Raw genomic sequence first — 19,508 nt, 5'->3', positions numbered from 1 at the left:
CGCAACCTGCAATAATGGGTAAGAAGTTAGGAAAGAACCAAATATTACATAGCAACTTTGATTTTATATTTATCCGCAATGATTAGAGTATTTTTTGAGACTTTCAAAATCCAATATAAGTTAAAGTTATAATTCTGGTATCTTCGTGACTAAGATCGTATTCTCTATGAAGCAGTATATGCTTCCATACCAGTACATTTATTTCTTCCAGAGTTACAAGCGCATATTACGCCGTAATTTGATTATCAGATTGTAATATCCTGACCGATAAAGATAATTGGATAAGAGATTTATGAACAATAGATATTACTATGTAACATTTGGTTCTTTCCTAGCTTCTTACCCACATTTGTAAGCTTAAATTTTACTATCATTCATATATGAGATAAAGGACATTATCACATATAGAAACATCATTACTCCAATAGATAGAGTGTAATGTTTGAGTACATTATAGTATGATCATAATGTATTCATTTTGACGTGATAATTCTATGGCACATAGAACGACTATTACTTTAGATGATGAGAGCTATGCATTTCTCAATAATATTGCTGGTGACAATCGCAGTGCATATATTAATGAGCTTCTAAAGCAGGAACGCAAAAATCATCTCAGGCAAGCTTTGCTAAGGGCAAACCAAGAAGAAGCTGAAGACTCTGACTATCAGCAAGAATTGAAGGAATGGGAAAAAACTCTGTCCGATGGTCTTTCAAATGACTGAGTTTAAGCAGCTTGATATTTACTGGGTTGATTTGGAACCCACCAAAGGTGCTGAAACGCAAAAACTCGGACCATGCGTGATCATTCAAAGTGATCTGGTGAATATCCAATCAAAAACTCTGATTGTGGCGCCTTTACTTCTAAATCATAAGCCTTGGCCATTTGCAGTAAACTTAATACCGAGTAATCATAATGGCCTAGATAAAGACCGACATATCAATCTCAAGCAACTGCGTGCGGTTGATATTTCTCGGATCGGTAAAAAACAAGGAAGACTAGAAAGCGAATATCTACCATCGATCAAAGAAGCTTTATTCATTATTTTTGATTTATAAAAATTCTTTCGTTTAGAAAACGTAGTTCTTTGAAAGAGAAAATCAAAGATGGTCGATAATGTGAAATCTTTATGCGATTGTAATCTCGGGAAATGGATCAATTTGTTAGGTGTTGGCGGTGTTGACGATCACTCTCGGGGCGTTAAGGTGATAGTCGTAGATCACTCTTTATCTTCACCAAAAACAGAGCCAAACCAATATGCGCGCGAGTCCCTAAACCACGAAGAAAATGCGTCGCAATCGAATGTGCGCAATTGCTTAATATCAATTCCATAGCGATGAGAAATAGCTAACAACTCACGCAAGGCTTCTTCATCTACAGCAACTCGTTTAAGGCTGATATACAGAACATCTCCTTGTCCAAAATATTTTTCGACACAAGTAAGCTTATCCAACCACTCAAAAAATGCTTCTTCATCGTTTCTCGAGAAAAAGCGAATCCTCCGTGCCTCAAGTTCGACGATAGTGGAATTTTTCATCGTCGCTTACCTCCTGGATAGATATTTATATAACCACCGCCTGGCGTTTGTACATCCCAATGAGGTCCACCGTGAGCATCACCTGATCTCGGAGGACCACTCGGAATCCAAACGTTGCCATTTGCATCTCGCCAACCGCTGCCACGCCCATTTGGGTTTCTAACCCAATCTTCTCCGCCCTTGGGATCGCAAAAACCTTCCTCTTTACCGGGTTTCCCAGGTGCCTTAGGGCCACTAGGATCATACGCATTCTCTGGAGGTTTGCTGTATATTAACCAACCAATGCCAACTCCAAGCGCCGTACCCACCCCTGCACCCACCACTGTACCGATTCCTGGAAAAATTATCGAACCAACTCCCGCGCCAACAGCAGTTGTAGGATTAAGCTCTAGTGGATCGCGATGGCTCATAGAATTTCCATTCACATACCCATAAACATTGACACCCCCCGCCAACCCAATCGGATCGGGGCTGATATATCTCCCTGTCTCAGGTTCATAGTATCGGAAGTAGTTGTAATAGAGACTAGTTTCTTTGTCAAAGTACTGTCCAGAGAATCTCGGGTTGTATTCGAACAGTTGGGCATTGCCGTCGGGGTCTTCGTCAGCTAGGTTGGCACCGAATGCGTGCACGTTGTCCCAGCGCCCCGGCGTATTGCTTTGGTTTACAATCACTCTCGGAGTGTTGAGGTGATCGGCATGAACATAGTGAACCTGGATTGCGCTGGTGGCGGTCGGTTTCTTGATCACGGCCACCGGAATGTCTCCCAGCCACACGGTTTCCTGTCTGACCAGCCAGTCATTGGTCGGCGTGGCAGTGATCCCTTGGCATTCTATTCATCAGTTATTTTATTATGTTGAGGTTTCGCAAGTTTGCATTTTAATCTAGAGCTCTCTCCCTTTAAACAAGGATATACGCGAGCTTCCAGTATCAATCCGCACCTCATTTTTTGAACAAGATATAATTGCTTCGACAAACTTAGATATGAGAAGATCCTTATCTGGATAATCTAGAGCTTCATAAAAATAGCTTTTATCTACTACGGTAAACATTGCTTCTTCCTCATAAATCCAAATTTTAATACATACACTTGGTATTTCTGCCACAATATATTTCTCGTGCTTTCCTGCAATATTTCTATTACGTAAAACTAGGCCATCTTTTTTCAGAATATTCTCTAACGTAGTTTCACATTTTTCTTGAAACAAGGTTAATGTTTTCATAAGCGCGAACCTCTCCATATATCAATGTGACCACTCTCGGTTTTAACAACATGTCCCGAAATTCTAAAAACGCGACGCCCTTCATTCTTTCCCCAACCAATGCGCAAATAACGATTATTATTTAACCAACCACTTTGTCTAAATGCTTTATTCGCCAAAGCACCACCCAACGCAGTAGCACCTACGACATTCCCAGCTACACTCGATATTGTGTATTCATTAGAACACTTGTTAATACCTCCATTTATATCAAGAATATTGCGGATATCCTGTAAGTCACCAAGCCCAAGAGTGATTGCTTTGTAGGCGCCATCCCCAAATCCCGCTACAGCATCGACTATTTCTTGCGATAGAGGATCACCGATAGACCACAAACCATAAGGATCAATAAAGCTTAACGGATTTTGTTCCACATATCCATAAACATTGACACCACCCGCCAACCCAATCGGATCAGGTGAAATGTATCTTCCGGTCTCAGGTTCATAGTATCGGAAATAGTTGTAATGCAGACCGGTTTCTTTGTCAAAGTACTGCCCTGGGAAGCGTGGGTTGTATTCGAACAGTTGGGCATTGCCGTCTGGGTCTTCGTCAGCCAGGTTGGCGCCGAACGCGTGTACATTGTCCCAGCGCCAGACGGTGGTGTTCGCGGTGTTGACGATCACTCTCGGAGTGTTGAGGTGATCGGCATGAACATAGTGAACCTGGATTGCGCTGGTAGCGGTGGGTTTCTTGATCACGGCGACTGGAATGTCCCCCAGCCACACGGTTTCCTGTCTAACCAGCCAGTCATTGGTCGGCGTGGTAGTAGCCGCATTGTCCGTGTATTCGCCGATCAGTTGTCCTGCTTCGTCATAAAAGAAGATCTGCTTGGGATTGATCGGACCATTCTTGCTGATGCGTTGATCGAGCGCGTTGGTTTTGTAGGTGTGCGTCTTGGCGCTCTTGACCGTGGTTGCGAGTTTTCCGGCGGCATTCCAAGTAAAGGTCGTCAAATCATCGCTCAGCGGATTGCCTGCGGCATCAAAGGTGTAGGTTTTGGTCATTGGCCCTGACACCGTTTGCAGGCGATTGCTGTTGGCGGCGGTCGTATATACGTAGGTTGCGCTGCCCGCTTCATATTGCGTGCGATTGCTATTGGCGTCATAGCTCCAGATTTTAAAGCTGGTGTTGTCCGATTGATTCGTCAACCGATCGTTCACATCGTAGTCGAAGCTGCGGTTGTAGATCGGGTTGGTGTCCGTGGTTTGTGTGATGCGGCTGGCCAGATCATAGGTGAGCGTGCGCGTATCGCCGCCAACCGGGTGGGTTTTAAGCCGTCCATCGGTGTCGAAAGTACGTGTATACGCTTGACCATTGCCCCACACCCAGCTTTTGGGTTCGCCAAACGGTTGGTACGCGATGTTACTCAAGAGCAGATTGCCATTGATGCGTAATTCATTTGCGCGACCATCGGCACCATAGGTGGTGGTGATTTGCGTGCCGGACGGATACGTCATCTGGCTCTGGCGACCAAAGCTGTCGTACTGATAGCTGAGCGTTTGCGTGTAATTGATCGTGCCGATCTTGGCGATCTGCGTCTTAGTGAGCAGGTTGCCATGTATGTCGTAGCCAAAGCTGGTTGAACCGGATTCGTCCGTCATGCCGGTCAGTCGTCCAATACCATTGGCGCCGGTATCGTAACTCCAAACGAGTTGGGTAGCCCCTGGCACGCCGGTAACCGTGGTATGCGTGCGTTTGGTCGGGCGATTGAGCGCATCCCAGGTATAGGTATGTTTGACGCCACGGGCATCGGTGATGGTTTTGACATTGCCGGCAGCATCAAAAGTGTAGGTCGTGGTGCCCCGGTCTTGCGATATTTCCTGCGTCACATCGCCAAAACCGTTGTACGCGTAGGTGGTGTTGATGTTCCTGGGATCGGATACCTGCGTGATTTGATCCAGTGCATTCAGTGTTTGTTGCGTTATGCCATTGGCCGGATCGGTCGATTGCTTTAGGCGGTTGCGCGTGTCGAATTGAAAGTGCGTCGCATGCGAAAGTGGATCGGCAATCTGCTTCAGGTTACCTTGCGCGTCGTACTGGTATTGGGTGGTTTGGGTTTGTGCGCCGATGGTTTTCCAAAGACGATTGAGCGCGTCATATTCGCGTTGCTGAGTTCTTTTTGGATGTTGATATCTGGTAAATTTTGAATGTTGATTGACAACCCTGGCTGGCATTGAAACCGCACACATGATCCGAAAGGGGCAGCTGAACCGACAAGGGTTGTCCGGATTTCAGCAGTTTGCTACTCTTGCAGGATAACTTTGCCTGAAGGGTGTGTTCGCTGCACCTCGTTTAAATATTTGCGACAGAATCCTTTTACGGACTGGCATGCCAGCCGACAATCTGTTTGCCTATGCTGTCCATTAACACATTCAGTTCAGTCTGTTTTTTTGAAGGACAAAACCTTCATGTCCGCGCATAGGCGTATTTTCAGTTTGAGAATTTCAAGCTCATCCAAAAAACTCCAGATGCTCTCTCTTATGCGTCGCTTGATTGGCGCGGTAAATACTTCTGAGCAGTTGCAGGGCATCACACTTCATGTCCTGCCCCAGGGTATACTTATACTCTTTCGGAAAATCTTTAGTACATTCAAAGAATCTTCAGAATGCGCTAATAAGTATCCCTATAAACCGGCAAGTCATAATACAGCGCCAAAATAAAATCGACCGCTACGCGGTAAAGTCAAATAGTTAAAAAGCCCGAACAGCCCGAACACTGAGCGTCTTGCCCTTATTGCCGTAGTATTGCACGCCAGAGTGGAAGTGCTGATACCACACGAGGGTAGCATCGTGCTCGGTAGAACTCCAATAGAGGTGATCGGCAAAACCACCCACAACGTCCCTCTGTTGAAACAGTAGATTCAATTCAGGCTTTGTAGGCAAACGCCAGCCGGAGCCATGATTTTCAGCATGTTCTTCTGCAGCATACCAATTAGCTTGGCGATTATCATCAAATGGCTGTGCTGCCAGACCGTGCTTACCCGTTTCATCAACCCAAAACACGATGCTGCCATCAGATAAACGGTCGCCTATATGGCGGACAGGTGCCGTAATAGTGCTAGTATTTGCATCGGTAGCAGTGGCTGCATCCAATTCAGTTTTCGTAGTCAGCTTATCAGCAAATACGCTCCCAGACAGCATTAATGCAGTAATAAATAACAGTATGGTTAGAATCGCGGCGGGTTGTTTATCTATATTTTGTTTCATAGTTTTCTCCTAATAATCACAGTTATACAAAATTGTGTCTTGTTCTTCCATGAATCAACAGGCAAGCTGATTTCAAGCTCTGATATCGGTTGCTTGCGAAGCACAAGGCGGCTGCGCTGCAAATGCGGCCTCGCGGTCGCTTCCGCTCAGGCGCTTTGCGCCTCGTCATTCAGTTACTTCCACATCAACTGTAATTTTCTGAAACTGCCACTGATGCAAGCGGGCCGGTAATTGAATCGAATCCGTTTCAACGCCGCAGATCTTTTACCCTATGGGATCTCCATACTTTCCCAGCTCCTTGGAATCTATCTTCATGAGCTTGATCGGGTTGTCTTTACGTTTGGAAGTGACACCGCCCATCAGTTAAATAAATTGCCACCACTCTTTTTGGACTGCTACTTGGTTTGTTTGTTCCAGAATGCCATCGGGTGCATCTGCATCGCTGATTCTGCGCAGTTCTCGCCAGATACTGACCGGTGGGTCACCGTCGGTTTGCAAGGCATAATGCTCTATGATTTCTCTCACTTTTGCAGTTCGCCCGGGCTGCGTGAATAGCAGCACATCTCAAAAAGAAATGAGCACAAAATATCAGTTGTGCATCACTTGAGAACCGTCTGCTATGATAAGCACAAAATCCGGTTCTGTCGCAAATTTTAGCGTGTGGTGTTAGTCTTGGTATTTTCCTTGTCGCCGCAACACCCATCATGCTCACTTTCAAAGGTTGCCACTACCCAGAAGCTGTCGTTCTCTATGCCGTTTACTTTTATGTCCGCTACAGCGTGTCGTACCGGGACCTGGAGGAGATCATGGCTGAGCGCGGTGTCACTCTTGACCACGCCACACTTAACCGCTGGGTCATCAAGTATTCCAGGGCACTTGCCCAGGTAGCGAAGAAAAGGAAGCGTCCCGGCAATCCGTCATGGCGGACTGATGAGACCTATATCGAGGTCAAGAGGCAATGGATTTACCTGTACCGTGCCATCGACAAGTACGGCGATACCTTGGATTTCATGCTATCCGAACGCCGCGACGAAGAAGCAGCCACCCATTTCTTTCTGCGCACGGTAGGCTCAAACGGGCTGCCAAAAAAGGTCGTTATCGACAAAAGCGGAGCCAATTATGCCGGTTTGTTGAAACTCAATCTCTTTCTTCTGTGGCTTGGCTGGCACTACCTGGTTGAGATCCGCCAAATCAAATACCTGAACAACATCGTCGAACAAGACCATAGATTTATCAAAAGAATTACTCGGCCTATGCTGGGTTTCAAGGTGTTCCATTCTGCCGAAGCAACCTTGGCCGGCATTGAAACCGCACACATGATCCGCAAGGGGCAGCTGAACCGACAAGGGTTGTCCGGATTTCAGCAGTTTGCTAGCCTTGCAGGATAACTTTGCCTGAAGGATGTGCTCGCTGCACCTCGTTTAAATATTTGCGACATAACCGCTTTGATAGCTTACTCTATACCGCCGATCTCGACAACTTCCTGACTCCAGTCAAATTGACAGACTTCACCAGGCTTAAACGCCAAAGGAACAAAGGCTTGCTTTAATGAAGGTGTGTTCTTGTAACTGGCCTTCCATTGTTTAACAAATCGCCGAACACTGTCATAAACACCTGTATAACCCTCATCAACCAAACCTTCATATAAGCGCACCGCTGTACGACGTTGCCTTTGGGGTAACAATGCTTCTGCTTCAAGCCATTTCGTTAATAACATCTTGAATTCACCCAGTTTGGGTGCAATTTGAATGCGACGCCGATATACCGGTTCAGCTTCTGTCTGTAAATGCTTCCTGACCGTGGGGAGTGATAATCCCAATGAACGCGCTATTGAACCGATACTTTCCTTACTAACAAAATGACGCCTTCTGACTTCGGCAATAATATCCATTGTTATCACTCCAGAATTCTCCGACTAAATGTCGGGTATTTAACAATCCTGGGTGGAAACTTTTCAACGCCGATTTACCCAAAATCCCGGTAAGTTTTGCACGGCGATTGACACATTTGACAAAATATCTTCGATAATGTATCAATCTCAGAACATTATTCCCAATTATATGTTCTGTTAGTATCACAAAAAATCGTCTTGAGAATAAAAAATATGCTCATCGGATATACGAGGGTATCAACACTCGATCAAAATCCGCAGCAGCAGATTGATACTCTTAATGAGGCCTGTTGAAAAAATCTTTACGAAAAAATATCCGGTGCCAACAAGGATCGTAAGCAACTGCAGGAAGCGCTCGATTATATGCGCGAAGGCGATACTCTTGTGGCTGGAAGTTGTCTCGGATCACGCGATCATTGACACAGGTGATTCATACCGTCAAAGACCTAGAATCAAAACGCTCGGTATCGGAAGATACGGCTTTCTATCGCCGTTTCCTGATCAGATAAAATGAACAACTCAGACCACAATAATGAAAACCCTATGTCACGTTACCCACCTTTATAGAACTTAACTCTATAAGGTAAAATTCCAGCGTCTCGGAAATTATCAATTTCAATTGATTGCAGCAAATCAGATGCCCTCTAACAAATAAATGATTTGAAAATATATAAGGGTGGTTTGAGCGGAATGACAAAATATAGAATTTCCATATATTTTTTCTTATGAAAGAGGATTTTTACACTACTCATACTCTGTTACGTTTACTTCGGTGGATGGGAATCGGGGCGATCATTGGTGGGGTAGGTTACATTACCTATATCTACCTCACCCTACCTGATGTCCGTTCCTTGAAGATAACGAACCCCGCCTCAACCGCGCTCATCGACTTGCGCTTTGCCGAAGGTCAAAAAGCAGGGAAAAACCCTCGTCGCCTGCAGCGCTGGGTTTCGCACGATCGAATATCTCGTCATCTCCAACATGCAGTATTGGCGGCGAAGAATGCGCCTTTTTTATATGAATGTATTGACTCCAACGAACCGCAGAAGCTGGTTAAAGCAAGCTGGAAAAAAAAGCCGATGATCGGTAGTCATGACCCCATCACACAACAGTTGGTCCAGAATCTTTATCTTTTGCCGGAGAAAGATTCCTTCTTCAATTTGCGCGAGTTCCTACTCACCCAACAACTCGAATCCGAGCTGAGCAAATGCCGCATTTTTGAGATCTACCTGAATGTGGTCGAATGGGGGGATGGGATTTGGGGCGTACAGGTCGCATCTCTGACGTATTTCAATATTCCCGCATCGGCATTAAACTCCGAACAATCGGCTCTGTTAGCCGCAACTCTCGCAAATTCCAGATTTGATAATCCTATCAATCAGTCAAAACGGTTGCTGCGTCGCAAGCAGTTTATCCTCGAACGCATGAGCGAGACCGAGCCGCCGACATCAACACCGACCGTGATATCTCCTGCAATCGCACCAGTACCAGCCTATTCTTCAAAATAATTCAGCACTCTGTCTTGAATTGTTGACACCGGTTGAAATTTGACCATAAAAGCCTAGTTGTACCGATTGAAAACAGATCAGGTAATTCACGTATCTTGCCTAAATTTTAGGCGGGAGAAATTAAGAGGTGATTACCATGATTGTCAATGATTCTGTCGCAAATATTTAAACGAGGTGCAGCGAACACACCCTTCAGGCAAAGTTATCCTGCAAGGCTAGCAAACTGCTGAAATCCGGACAACCCTTGTCGGTTCAGCTGCCCCTTTCGGATCATGTGTGCGGTTTCAATGCCAGCACAGGGTTGCCTCGGCAGAATGGAATGCCTTGAAACCCAGCATAGGCCGGGTAATTCTTTTGATAAATCTATGGTCTCGTTCGACGATGTTGTTCAGGTATTTGATTTGGCGAATCTCAACCAGGTGGTACCAGCCAAGCCACAAAAGAAGAAGGTTGAGGTTCAACAAACCGGCATAATTGGCTCCGCTTTTGTCGATAACGACCTTTTCTGGCAGACCGTTTGAGCCTACCGTGTGTAGAAAGAAATGGGGGGCTGCTTCTTCGTCGCGGCGTTCGGATAGCATGAAATCCAAGGTATCGCCGTACTTGTCGATGGCACGGTACAGGTACATTGCCTCTTGACCTTGATATACTTGATGACCCAGCGGTTAAGTGTGGCGTGGTCAAGAGTGACACCGCGCTCAGCCATGATCTCCTCCAGGTCCCGGTACGACACGCCGCAGCGGACATAAAACTAAATGGCATAAAGGACGATAGCTTTCGGGTAATGGCAACCTTTGAAAGTGAGCATGATCGGTGGCGGTGACAAGGAAAATACCAAGACTAACACCACACGCTAAAATTTGCGATAGAACCTTTTATTGCAAGTCCTTATAAAATCTGGGATTCTGTAAGATTGTGCGACCGCCGCGCAGTGCTGAAACTGGCTTTTCCGGGTGGATTCCAATATCACCGAAATACAGGACTTAGAACCGCTGAAACCCCATTACCGTTCAAGGTGTTAGGGAGGCTAGAAAGCAAGCAAATTGAAGTGGCGGAGAAGGCGGGATTCGAACCCGCGGTACGGTTTAAACCGTACACACGCTTTCCAGGCGTGCACCTTCAGCCACTCGGTCACTTCTCCAAACAAAATAAATATAATTAAAGGATTATTAAAACTTATAACACGTAGCGCGATAAATCTTCGCTTTGTGATAGATTTTTAAGCTTATCATCAACATACGCTGCATCGATAGTGACAGTTTGTTCACTATATTTGGTTGCATTGAATGAAACATCTTCCAAGAGTTTTTCCATTACGGTATGAAGACGCCTTGCGCCAATATTTTCCGTTTTGCTATTCACCGAATAAGCAATTTCAGCCAAGCGCTTAATGGCATCACTACCAAATTCCAAACAAACACCTTCAGTAGCCAATAAGGCCTCGTATTGGCGTGTCAAGCAAGCATCGGTATTCGTTAGGATTTGCTCAAAATCACTCACACTGAGACTGGTCAATTCAACCCGAATTGGGAAACGCCCCTGTAATTCCGGGATGAGATCGGAAGGCTTTGACATATGAAAAGCGCCACTAGCCACAAACAAGATATGATCCGTTTTGATCATGCCATATTTGGTTGATACAGTAGTTCCTTCCACCAAAGGTAGCAAATCTCGTTGTACCCCCTGACGAGAAACATCACCGCCGGTATGACCGGAACGACTGGCGATTTTATCGATTTCATCCAAAAATACAATGCCGTTCTGCTCGATATTTTGTATCGCATTGAGTTTCAATTCTTCATCGTTGACCATTTTCCCTGCTTCTTCTTCCAATAGCAGTTTTTTAGCTTCACGAATGGTCAGTTTGCGGGTTTTCTTTTTCTCCCCGGTCATATTATGGAACATCCCCTGAATTTGAGAAGTCAGATCTTCCATTCCTGGTGGTGCAAAGATTTCCATGCTGGTACGTGGCGATGCAATTTCAATTTCGATTTCTTTGTCGTCTAGCTCACCTTCACGCAATTTCTTGCGAAACTTCTGTCGGGTTGAACTATCACGGTCTTCCGTGGCAGATTGTTGAAGATCAAAATCCCGCGCAACAGGCAGTAATGCATCTAAAATTCGATCTTCTGCGCGATCTTCTGCAAGCGGTTGTTTCTTTCTTGTTTCTCTTTCACGCGCTTCTTTAATGGCCGTTTCCACTAAATCGCGGATAATCGAATCGACATCGCGACCGACATAACCGACTTCAGTAAACTTAGTAGCCTCGATTTTGATAAAAGGTGCATGAGCCAATTTTGCCAGACGCCGTGCGATTTCCGTTTTCCCTACCCCGGTCGGACCAATCATGAGAATATTCTTGGGCGTAATTTCCTGCCGCAATGGATCCGCAATTTGTTGTCTGCGCCATCTGTTTCTCAATGCAATCGCGACAGCACGCTTGGCTGCATCTTGACCGATAATATGTTTATCCAATTCATGGACAATTTCCTGGGGAGTCATTTGAGACATGGTTCTATGTTCTATAAAAATTCAATAAGAATAAATCGTTTGTTTTTCCACCCAATAAGTGGAGTAGAAAAATCTTTGCAATGTTTAGTCGATGGTTTCAATCACATGATCTTGGTTGGTGTATATGCAGATATCGCCAGCGATAGTCAATGCTTTTTCGACAATTTCTTTAGGAGGAAAGTCAGTGTTTTCTAATAGTGCCCGTGCAGCAGCCAGCGCATATGATCCACCACTACCAATGGCTGCAAGACCTTGCTCTGGCTCAATAACATCGCCTGCACCCGTGATAATCAATGTGGCCTCCGCATTGGCAACAACCAACATGGCTTCCAATCTACGCAGGATTCGATCTGTACGCCAATCTTTTGCCAATTCCACCGCTGAACGCATAATATGCCCTTGATGCGTTTCCAATTTATTTTCAAAACGCTCAAACAATGTAAATGCATCGGCTGTTCCTCCAGCAAATCCGGCTAAGATTTTTTCATGGTAGAGCCGGCGAACCTTTCGTGCGCTCGATTTTGCCACGACCGCACCCAGCGTTACTTGCCCATCCCCACCCAACGCAACTTGCCGACCGCGCCTGACCGATACGATTGTTGTCATGAAATATACTTATTGAAAGAAAGCGCCATTATAGCGTATAAAACATCGCGCTCTCTGACAGAAAGCGATACTGTTAGCTTCTTTTTTTCGCCCGTGGATGCGCTTTATCGTAAACTTTTGCCAAATGCTGATAATCCAAATGCGTATAGACTTGCGTCGATGTAATATGAGCATGCCCCAGCATTTCTTGTACAGCGCGCAAATCACCACTCGATTGCAATACATGAGATGCAAACGAATGCCGCAAAACATGCGGATGTATATTCTGATGTATGCCTTGTTTTATACCTCGATTTTTTAATCGATAACTGATAGTACGAGCACTCATCGCATCGCCACGGCGAGATACAAATAGTGCCAGGACATCCGGTTTAGCAATACTCGAACGCTGCTCAAGCCAACATCTGATAGCGCGAATTGCATAATCCCCAACCGGAACAATACGCATTTTTCCACCTTTCCCTAATACGCGCACAGTCCCTTCGGAAAAACGTATGTCCTCTTGCTTGAGATGCGTCAGCTCTGCCAGGCGCAAACCGGAAGAATAAAATAATTCAAATATAGCGCTATCACGCACACTTAAAATATTATCCAATGGAAATGCGAGTAGCTGTACGGCTTGATCTGGCGATAACACATTCGGCAATTTCTGTGCAGATTTTGGAACGTGCAAACCAACGCAGGGATTATGTTCACAATGCCGCTCACGGATCAGGTATTTATAAAAACAACGCCAAGCAGATAACATTCTAGCCAAGCTCCGGCCTGAAAAACCTTTACCATGGAGCCGCGCAATAACCAAACGAATATCTTGTGCCTGAACCTGTTCTAACTCATGCTTTTGTAAATGTTCAAATAACGCTCGAATATCTCTCGAATAACTCTCACCGGTGAGTGCTGATAAACGCCGCACATAAACCATATGATGAATAAAAGCACCGGCTAGTAGCTCACGTTTGCTGCTCATTCGATAAACTATCTAGTGTTAGAGCGCTACTATTGGTTTGATTCGCTGCAGAATAACGGATAACTGCGGCACAGATCAACTCGCTCAAATGTTTCAAATGCAATGTACCCATTTCTGGATAAAACCTTTCTGCATCAGGACTTCCCAAAACCAGCAAACCAATCAGCCGAGATGTATTGAGCGGAATCATCGCAAACGAATTCAAATGCTCTCCTCCTTCACCAAACCAATGCTTGATTTCGCCCACAATATGGTTACCGCAATACGGCTGCACCAAGCTTTGAGCAATAACGCGAACATCTTCGCTGGTCGGCGCAAACTCTATTCTAGATGAATCAGTATATGGCACGTCCCAAAAGCGCATCCCCACCAGCGGCACAGAAAAATCTTCTTTGAGGCTAAAATATAACGCGTTCAGTACCTCATTCATCGATGTCGTTGCAAGCAACGCAATCACTAATCGATGCATTTTTCCGCCAATTACATCATTTTCTTCACCAAAGCTGATCAACTCGCGCAACTTATCTTGTAAAACACGATTTCTATCCCTGAGTGAGATCACTTGACGCTCGTGCAATGAAATCACTTTATCATCTTGCGGATGAGGAATTTCAATATCCGCAAGCAAATCCGGAAATTCATTGAAAAATTCCAGGTGCTCCTTTAGATACTGCGCGATTTCTTCCGATTTCATCGTATTTCCTTAATGGATTGCAAATTGATTTCACCTTCAAATACCGTTACTGCGGGACCAGACATCCAAACTGGCGCATCGCCTTGTTGCCAATCGATGATTAGTTTGCCACCGCGTGTATTCACAGTCACCCGATGCTCCAGCAATCCCAAATTGATTCCCGCAACCACCGCGGCACAAGCTCCTGTGCCACAGGCCAATGTTTCGCCTGCACCACGTTCAAAAACGCGAAGCCGTATACAACTTCGATCAACAATTTGCATGTAACCCACATTGACTCTTTTCGGGAAAACGCGATGTGACTCAATCAAAGCGCCTTCTGTGTCAACCGGAGCCGTCTCTACGTCTTCAACAATTCTTACAGCATGCGGGTTCCCCATCGATAACACGCTTATTGTAACGAGATCGTCATTAATTTCAATCGGATAAGTTTTTTCAGTTTTCTCAGCCAAGAAAGGAATATCTTCCGGTCTAAAAATAGGCTTCCCCATATTAACAGTAACATTCCCGTTATCTTCAAGCTTCGGCGAAATAATTCCGCTTAGCGTTTCGATACGAATTTCACGCTGCTGCGTCAAGGATTGATCATGCACATAACGAACAAAGCAGCGTGCACCATTTCCGCATTGCTCGACCTCGCCTCCGTCAGCATTAAAAATACGATAGCGAAAATCGGCATCACCCTGTGCTCTTTCAACCAACAAAATTTGATCACAACCAATGCCAAAATGACGGTCCGCAAGAAAGCGAATTTGTGGTTGTGTAAGCTGTATGGTCTGATCGATGCCGTTAAGAACCACAAAATCATTACCTAGGCCATGCATTTTTGTAAATTTTAACTTCATAAATTGATGGTTAGTCTTTATTCAAATTTTATTTACATACGCGTCATCAGATAATCTATTTTTGCCAGCAACTTCCAATCCGTTAATGATTGCAAATATTCTCGCACATAGTTTTAGATTACTTCCGATGCAACACAGTACCATGTCCCTTCTAGCGAGGATTATAGCGTATGTATAAATGCGTCAACTTTAAGTTCTTTAGGGTCATACGTCATCATACAACAACAGGAGCCAATTATTTCTATTGAGTATCAACTACCTCCATCAAATAGATAATTTTCTTGGAAGAAATAATGTTTCCTACAGAAGCTAACGAGACATTATTTTACCTATTAACAATTCATTTCGAATTACCGAAAACAAAAAAGCCCACTGCCTATACAACTGGCAGTGGGCAAGTTCTAACAGCTTTCAATACTTATTTTACATTAACTTCAGGAACGATGCGGTTATTCAGAATTTCTCTGCTAGCATTGTTCCAGGTTACATCGGTCAGGTTTGAATAACGGGTAATAATTTGTGCTGCAATTCCACCCGAAAATAAACCAGCCCAACCCAGAATCACAAAGCCCCAGTGTAATGGCGCGCTAAACAATTCTTCCATGAACCAGAATGCATGTCCCCATTCGTTCAACCCTACGTTCGGCAGAATCATCAATGGACCAGCAATTGCCATCACCAACGGGAAGGATGTGCCACGGCTATACAGCGGCAGACGGGTCATCGCATACAAGTATGACGCTACACCACATACAATGTACATCGGGAACGAACCGTAAAATACCACTACGTGACTTGGCGTAAAGCTCGTGTCACGAATAATCACTTGGTGCCAAGATGCGTCTTGTTCCGTAAAGAAACTTCCGCCCCAGTAAACACCAAACAAATAAACACCCAACCACATCATCCAGTAAAAATAACGTTTGATCTCCAGCTTGGTGTCCAAATTGTCTAATTGCTCTTTCGTATCACGAGTCTTCAGAATCCAACCCCATGTCACCAACGCAAACAGCGGCATCAGCGTCATGTGCACCCGCCACAGACCCATCCATACCTGGTCAAACTCAGGTTCCATCGAATCCATTCCATGCGAATATGCAAATGTCCTTTGATACCATATCCAAAATATCGCTACTGATAACATCGTTATCAAGCCTAATTTGTAGTATTTTGAGTCATACCACAGCGACATGTCGTAATCAGCACTCTTACTCGCACTACTCGTGCCATATGTCGTTGCCATTTTCTCCTCCTATTAGGTTGTTAGTCGAAAATCACCCTTGGCATAGATTAATCAAAGTTAATTTTCTATTGCCCAGATAAAAATATAGACAGGCTTTCTACCAATAAAAGTTCCCTTTTTTTTATCCAACCCACCTCATTAAATTCAAATGAATGATCTTCATCTGTGCACGACACAAACTTAATAAGTTGATTATTAAAATTTTTGAATAATGATTATCCAATCGATTCAAGCTAAAAACCCACCGCAGTTTGTAACAAAAATTTAACCGTCATAAAACTGTAACATTTTTATTTTATAAGGTTGTTCTCGATCACCTTTATAAAATTTCTGGATTAAAAACTATGCGATTATTCAGGCCTCCTTTGGCAATATTGTCTGTAATCAGTTTATGCGTCGCTTCCAGCAGTCACGCATTGGATTTGTATGTTGACATGAAAACCAAACAAATCTTTGCTGAGCCTGGGCCTGGTAGAGTACATATGGGCACTTACGAAAAATCTGTAGCTGCCTCTAAAACAACGAAACCTGCAAGCCCACCAATCGAATTCACTGCCGCTCCTGAAAATCAAAAAGCTGACACCAACAATAAGAACAGCAGCGACCGCTTGGCAAGATTGCGGGAAAAAGCCGAAAAAGAGCAACTTAAAGGGCAAGTTTCAATGCTCGATGAGCGCGTCAAGGAAGTTGAAAAAATACATGGCAATTTTGATGATCGTGGCTTACATTGGTCAACCAAAGACGGAAACTTCGCGATATCACTCAATGGACGGATTCAACCCGCTTCGCAGTATAACTTCATCAACGATCCAGACCCTGCATTCGGCGCCAACACTTCGAATGAACTAAACAGCGGGATGAATATTCGCCGCGCCCGCTTAGGGGTTGAAGGCACCTTTATGAAAATTTGGGATTATAAATTCGAATATGATTTTAGCCGCGGCAATGGAACGGTAGGCTCTGGAATTACTGATGCATTTGTGCGCCTTAATCATACCAATGCACTTTCTTACAAGATTGGTCTTTTCAAGGAACCATTTAGCTTGGAAGAAGCTGCCAGCAACCGTTATCTGACCTTCATCGAACGGCATATGTCAGTGAATACATTTGTCGACAATCCAAATACATATAAAACCGGTATCGGTATCAATTATGCTGTAACGAGATGGCAAACGGGCATTGCGTTCCAAACAGAGCCTCTTGGCAGTTGGTCAGCAGCTTCTTCCTCAGTCAATGCCAATGGCAATCAGAATCGCAACAATGGTTCCGGAGATACCGGTTGGGAAGGTATCGGTCGTATCAGTGGTAGACCGTGGATGGAAGATGAAACTAAATTTCTTCATGTCGGTGTTTCCGCAGGACACACCGATGTCAACACAAAATACCGCGCTGACGGTACAATGGTCGGTGAAGGACAGATTGGCGGCGGCGGCGGTATGGCGTTTTTCACTTTTCCTGGAACCAACGTCGACCGTAGCAATATCCTCAATACCGGTAATTTAAGTTATGGCGGATTAAATGATCCAAACCGGCGACAAATTACCAGTTATGATCGCTACGGTGCAGAGGGCTGGTTTGTGTATGGCCCATTCTCAGCACAAGCGGAATATCTACGAACAAACATCAATGGCGTCGGTTATAACGGCGAACATTTGACTGGTTATTATGGCTTTATCAGCTACTTCCTGACTGATGGGGATTCCAAGTCTTATCATGTTAGAAACGGTGCCGCAAATCGTATCAAACCCAAAAAACCATTTCAGCTTAACGGCCCAGGTCTGGGTGCATGGGAAGTTGCGTTTGGTTACGATTATATCGATATGAATTCCGGTGTAATCAAAGGTGGTGAAGCCAATATGGTTCGATTCGGTCTAAATTGGTACCCTCATTCCAATGTCAAATTTCAGGCCAATATCATACAGATACTCAATATCAATACCGCAGGAACACCGACCACCAACACCAATGGATATTCAGGTGGAGCCGGAGCAAGAACGCATGGCTGGGATAATGGCAGTCTGAGTGCATTCTTGACACAATTGACGGTAGATTTTTAGCAGTAATATCATTGTTCAAAATGGTGAATGATAATTTTTTGATTACATTGAGGCGAGATTGTGCAACTTGCGCAGCGCCGAAAAACAAAAGATTCCGGATTAGCGTACAACATCAGTAGTTCCGAAATTACGGAGAAAAAATGATGCAAACATTAAGATCTAATTTATTAAAGAATTTATTTATTTTTAGTAGCTTATTCGGCTACATCAGCCTAGCTCACGCACAAGCCGTCATTAAAATCGATGGCTCCAGCACCGTGTATCCAATTACTAAGATAGCTGCAGATCAATTTGAGGCCTCAAAGCAAAATAGCGTTAAGGTAGCGATGAATGTTTCCGGAAGCGGTGATGGCTTGAGAAAACTATGTAATGGTGAAATCGATATCGCGAATTCCTCGCGTCTGATTTTAAAAAAAGAATTAGCTGAATGTAAGAAGGCAAAAGTACAATTTATCGAAATTCCAATTGCATTTGATGCTATCACGGTTATTATCAGTCCCCAAAACACCTGGAGCACTGCAATGACCGTCAGGGATTTAAAAAAGATGTGGGAGCCAGCCGCGCAAGGCAGAATTATGCGTTGGAATCACATCAATCCCGCTTGGCCGAATGACATGATCAACCTTTATGCAGTTGAAAGGGATTCTGGCACTTTCGATTATTTCACCAAAGCCATTGTAGGAAAACCTAAATTTAGCCGCAGCGATTTCAATAAGTCAAAAAATGATGATGCTTTGATAAAAGATATCGTCAATAATAAAAACGGAATGGGATTCTTGAGTTTTGCTTCTTACCTTGATTATCAAGCACAAATTAAAGCAGCAGCAATCGATAGCGAAAAAGGATATGACGCGGTTTTACCTTCTGTTGAAAGTGTCGAAGATGGGAGCTATCAGCCACTATCGCGTCCCATTTTTATCTATGTCAGCGCCAAAGCTGCCGGCAAACCGGAAGTACGAGAATTCATCACATTCTATTTGAAAAATGCTGTTCTGATTGCTAAAAAAGCGCGATTATTTCCATTACCACCGACAGCTTACGTCACAATGTTGGAGCATTTTAATAATAAAAGAGTGGGAACGGTATTTGATGGTGTATCGGCAGTTGGTTTGACCATTGACGATATGATCCGACGAGAAGAACGCTTAGAGTATGAGCATTTTTAATCGGTTGTTAA

General features: G+C 44.3%; 19 protein-coding genes, 1 tRNA gene and 2 pseudogenes. 7 read left to right on the top strand and 15 right to left on the bottom strand.

From position 1 onward, the window contains the following. Window positions 1-494 precede the first annotated feature (494 nt). A complete protein-coding gene (locus W03_RS02910) occupies window positions 495-725 on the top strand; it encodes a CopG family transcriptional regulator (RefSeq protein WP_244071236.1) in 231 nt (76 codons plus the stop codon). After that, a complete protein-coding gene (locus W03_RS02905) occupies window positions 718-1,059 on the top strand; it encodes a type II toxin-antitoxin system PemK/MazF family toxin (protein ID WP_244071233.1) in 342 nt (113 codons plus the stop codon). The genes W03_RS02910 and W03_RS02905 overlap by 8 nt, the downstream gene beginning before the upstream one ends. 161 nt (window positions 1,060-1,220) lie before the next feature. On the opposite strand, the gene W03_RS02900 is transcribed toward W03_RS02905, so the two are convergent. From W03_RS02900 to W03_RS13345, 4 genes are all read right to left on the bottom strand, one after another. After that, on the bottom strand, window positions 1,221-1,538 hold the full coding sequence (locus W03_RS02900; protein WP_244071231.1) for a hypothetical protein: 318 nt from the start codon (window positions 1,536-1,538) through the stop codon (window positions 1,221-1,223). Next, window positions 1,535-2,293 (bottom strand): polymorphic toxin type 37 domain-containing protein, encoded by a 759-nt coding sequence (locus tag W03_RS02895; RefSeq protein ID WP_244071229.1) that lies wholly within the window; start codon window positions 2,291-2,293, stop codon window positions 1,535-1,537. The genes W03_RS02900 and W03_RS02895 overlap by 4 nt, the downstream gene beginning before the upstream one ends. 129 nt (window positions 2,294-2,422) lie before the next feature. Continuing rightward, window positions 2,423-2,761 (bottom strand): hypothetical protein, encoded by a 339-nt coding sequence (locus W03_RS02890; RefSeq protein WP_244071227.1) that lies wholly within the window; start codon window positions 2,759-2,761, stop codon window positions 2,423-2,425. Then, window positions 2,758-4,977, bottom strand: a complete 2,220-nt coding sequence (locus W03_RS13345) for an RHS repeat-associated core domain-containing protein (protein ID WP_279599993.1) — start codon at window positions 4,975-4,977, stop codon at window positions 2,758-2,760. The genes W03_RS02890 and W03_RS13345 overlap by 4 nt, the downstream gene beginning before the upstream one ends. Here W03_RS13345 and W03_RS02875 point away from each other — a divergent pair. After that, window positions 4,958-5,062, top strand: a pseudogene (locus tag W03_RS02875) (IS6 family transposase); the annotation flags it as partial. The gene W03_RS13345 and the pseudogene W03_RS02875 overlap by 20 nt on opposite strands. A gap of 431 nt (window positions 5,063-5,493) precedes the next feature. On the opposite strand, the gene W03_RS02870 reads toward W03_RS02875, so the two are convergent. Together W03_RS02870 and W03_RS02865 are read right to left on the bottom strand one after the other, a co-directional pair. Next, the gene (locus tag W03_RS02870; protein ID WP_244071226.1) at window positions 5,494-6,009 is read right to left on the bottom strand and encodes a DUF1566 domain-containing protein; all 516 of its coding nucleotides are present in this window, start codon (window positions 6,007-6,009) and stop codon (window positions 5,494-5,496) included. Between the two features lie 363 nt (window positions 6,010-6,372). Further along, on the bottom strand, window positions 6,373-6,534 hold the full coding sequence (locus W03_RS02865; protein ID WP_244071224.1) for a hypothetical protein: 162 nt from the start codon (window positions 6,532-6,534) through the stop codon (window positions 6,373-6,375). A gap of 179 nt (window positions 6,535-6,713) precedes the next feature. Here W03_RS02865 and W03_RS02860 point away from each other — a divergent pair, with 179 nt between their 5' ends. Continuing rightward, a complete protein-coding gene (locus tag W03_RS02860; protein ID WP_244071222.1) occupies window positions 6,714-7,397 on the top strand; it encodes an IS6 family transposase in 684 nt (227 codons plus the stop codon). 65 nt (window positions 7,398-7,462) lie between these two features. Here W03_RS02860 and W03_RS02855 read toward each other — a convergent pair whose 3' ends face one another. After that, window positions 7,463-7,900: a hypothetical protein gene (locus W03_RS02855; RefSeq protein ID WP_244071220.1), complete on the bottom strand. Its 438-nt coding sequence runs from the start codon at window positions 7,898-7,900 to the stop codon at window positions 7,463-7,465. A 725-nt stretch (window positions 7,901-8,625) separates the two neighbouring features. Here W03_RS02855 and W03_RS02850 point away from each other — a divergent pair. Then, window positions 8,626-9,408, top strand: coding sequence for a biosynthetic peptidoglycan transglycosylase (locus W03_RS02850; RefSeq protein ID WP_244071218.1), 783 nt, complete (start codon window positions 8,626-8,628; stop codon window positions 9,406-9,408). A 202-nt stretch (window positions 9,409-9,610) separates the two neighbouring features. On the opposite strand, the pseudogene W03_RS02845 reads toward W03_RS02850, so the two are convergent. The 8 genes and pseudogenes from W03_RS02845 to W03_RS02810 form a co-directional block, all read right to left on the bottom strand. Next, window positions 9,611-10,216: pseudogene (locus W03_RS02845) on the bottom strand (transposase). Window positions 10,217-10,457: 241 nt separating this feature from the next. Beyond that, window positions 10,458-10,549 (bottom strand) — tRNA-Ser (locus W03_RS02840). Between the two features lie 35 nt (window positions 10,550-10,584). Beyond that, complete coding sequence (hslU, locus tag W03_RS02835) at window positions 10,585-11,919, bottom strand: ATP-dependent protease ATPase subunit HslU (RefSeq protein WP_244071216.1); 1,335 nt, start codon at window positions 11,917-11,919, stop codon at window positions 10,585-10,587. Between the two features lie 84 nt (window positions 11,920-12,003). Continuing rightward, a complete protein-coding gene (gene hslV, locus W03_RS02830) occupies window positions 12,004-12,525 on the bottom strand; it encodes an ATP-dependent protease subunit HslV (protein ID WP_244071214.1) in 522 nt (173 codons plus the stop codon). A gap of 73 nt (window positions 12,526-12,598) precedes the next feature. Continuing rightward, window positions 12,599-13,492, bottom strand: coding sequence for a tyrosine recombinase XerC (gene xerC, locus W03_RS02825; protein WP_244071212.1), 894 nt, complete (start codon window positions 13,490-13,492; stop codon window positions 12,599-12,601). Further along, entirely contained in the window at window positions 13,476-14,186 is a 711-nt protein-coding gene (locus W03_RS02820; protein WP_244071210.1) for a DUF484 family protein, read from the bottom strand. The genes xerC and W03_RS02820 overlap by 17 nt, the downstream gene beginning before the upstream one ends. After that, entirely contained in the window at window positions 14,183-15,031 is an 849-nt protein-coding gene (gene dapF, locus W03_RS02815; protein WP_244071207.1) for a diaminopimelate epimerase, read from the bottom strand. The genes W03_RS02820 and dapF overlap by 4 nt, the downstream gene beginning before the upstream one ends. Window positions 15,032-15,449: 418 nt before the next feature. After that, window positions 15,450-16,274 (bottom strand): methane monooxygenase/ammonia monooxygenase subunit C, encoded by an 825-nt coding sequence (locus W03_RS02810; RefSeq protein WP_244071206.1) that lies wholly within the window; start codon window positions 16,272-16,274, stop codon window positions 15,450-15,452. 344 nt (window positions 16,275-16,618) lie between these two features. On the opposite strand from W03_RS02810, the gene W03_RS02805 reads away from it, so the two are divergent. After that, window positions 16,619-18,331: an OprO/OprP family phosphate-selective porin gene (locus tag W03_RS02805; RefSeq protein WP_244071204.1), complete on the top strand. Its 1,713-nt coding sequence runs from the start codon at window positions 16,619-16,621 to the stop codon at window positions 18,329-18,331. Between the two features lie 140 nt (window positions 18,332-18,471). After that, window positions 18,472-19,497, top strand: coding sequence for a PstS family phosphate ABC transporter substrate-binding protein (locus W03_RS02800; protein WP_244071203.1), 1,026 nt, complete (start codon window positions 18,472-18,474; stop codon window positions 19,495-19,497). Window positions 19,498-19,508: the final 11 nt, after the last annotated feature.

Origin of the sequence: Nitrosomonas sp. PY1 (genome assembly GCF_022836435.1) — a bacterium.
GTDB lineage: Bacteria > Pseudomonadota > Gammaproteobacteria > Burkholderiales > Nitrosomonadaceae > Nitrosomonas.
This window is presented reverse-complemented; position numbering and strand designations above follow the sequence as displayed.

Excerpts from the sequence above, each read along its gene's own strand:
- W03_RS02910 (WP_244071236.1), top strand. The coding sequence starts at position 495 with ATGGCACATAGAACGACTATTACTTTAGATGATGAGAGCTATGCATTT.
- W03_RS02905 (WP_244071233.1), top strand. The coding sequence starts at position 718 with ATGACTGAGTTTAAGCAGCTTGATATTTACTGGGTTGATTTGGAACCC.
- W03_RS02900 (WP_244071231.1), bottom strand. The coding sequence starts at position 1,538 with ATGAAAAATTCCACTATCGTCGAACTTGAGGCACGGAGGATTCGCTTT.
- W03_RS02890 (WP_244071227.1), bottom strand. The coding sequence starts at position 2,761 with ATGAAAACATTAACCTTGTTTCAAGAAAAATGTGAAACTACGTTAGAG.
- W03_RS13345 (WP_279599993.1), bottom strand. The coding sequence starts at position 4,977 with ATGCCAGCCAGGGTTGTCAATCAACATTCAAAATTTACCAGATATCAA.
- W03_RS02870 (WP_244071226.1), bottom strand. The coding sequence starts at position 6,009 with ATGAAACAAAATATAGATAAACAACCCGCCGCGATTCTAACCATACTG.
- W03_RS02860 (WP_244071222.1), top strand. The coding sequence starts at position 6,714 with ATGCTCACTTTCAAAGGTTGCCACTACCCAGAAGCTGTCGTTCTCTAT.
- W03_RS02855 (WP_244071220.1), bottom strand. The coding sequence starts at position 7,900 with ATGGATATTATTGCCGAAGTCAGAAGGCGTCATTTTGTTAGTAAGGAA.
- W03_RS02850 (WP_244071218.1), top strand. The coding sequence starts at position 8,626 with ATGAAAGAGGATTTTTACACTACTCATACTCTGTTACGTTTACTTCGG.
- hslU (WP_244071216.1), bottom strand. The coding sequence starts at position 11,919 with ATGTCTCAAATGACTCCCCAGGAAATTGTCCATGAATTGGATAAACAT.
- hslV (WP_244071214.1), bottom strand. The coding sequence starts at position 12,525 with ATGACAACAATCGTATCGGTCAGGCGCGGTCGGCAAGTTGCGTTGGGT.
- xerC (WP_244071212.1), bottom strand. The coding sequence starts at position 13,492 with ATGAGCAGCAAACGTGAGCTACTAGCCGGTGCTTTTATTCATCATATG.
- W03_RS02820 (WP_244071210.1), bottom strand. The coding sequence starts at position 14,186 with ATGAAATCGGAAGAAATCGCGCAGTATCTAAAGGAGCACCTGGAATTT.
- dapF (WP_244071207.1), bottom strand. The coding sequence starts at position 15,031 with ATGAAGTTAAAATTTACAAAAATGCATGGCCTAGGTAATGATTTTGTG.
- W03_RS02810 (WP_244071206.1), bottom strand. The coding sequence starts at position 16,274 with ATGGCAACGACATATGGCACGAGTAGTGCGAGTAAGAGTGCTGATTAC.
- W03_RS02805 (WP_244071204.1), top strand. The coding sequence starts at position 16,619 with ATGCGATTATTCAGGCCTCCTTTGGCAATATTGTCTGTAATCAGTTTA.
- W03_RS02800 (WP_244071203.1), top strand. The coding sequence starts at position 18,472 with ATGATGCAAACATTAAGATCTAATTTATTAAAGAATTTATTTATTTTT.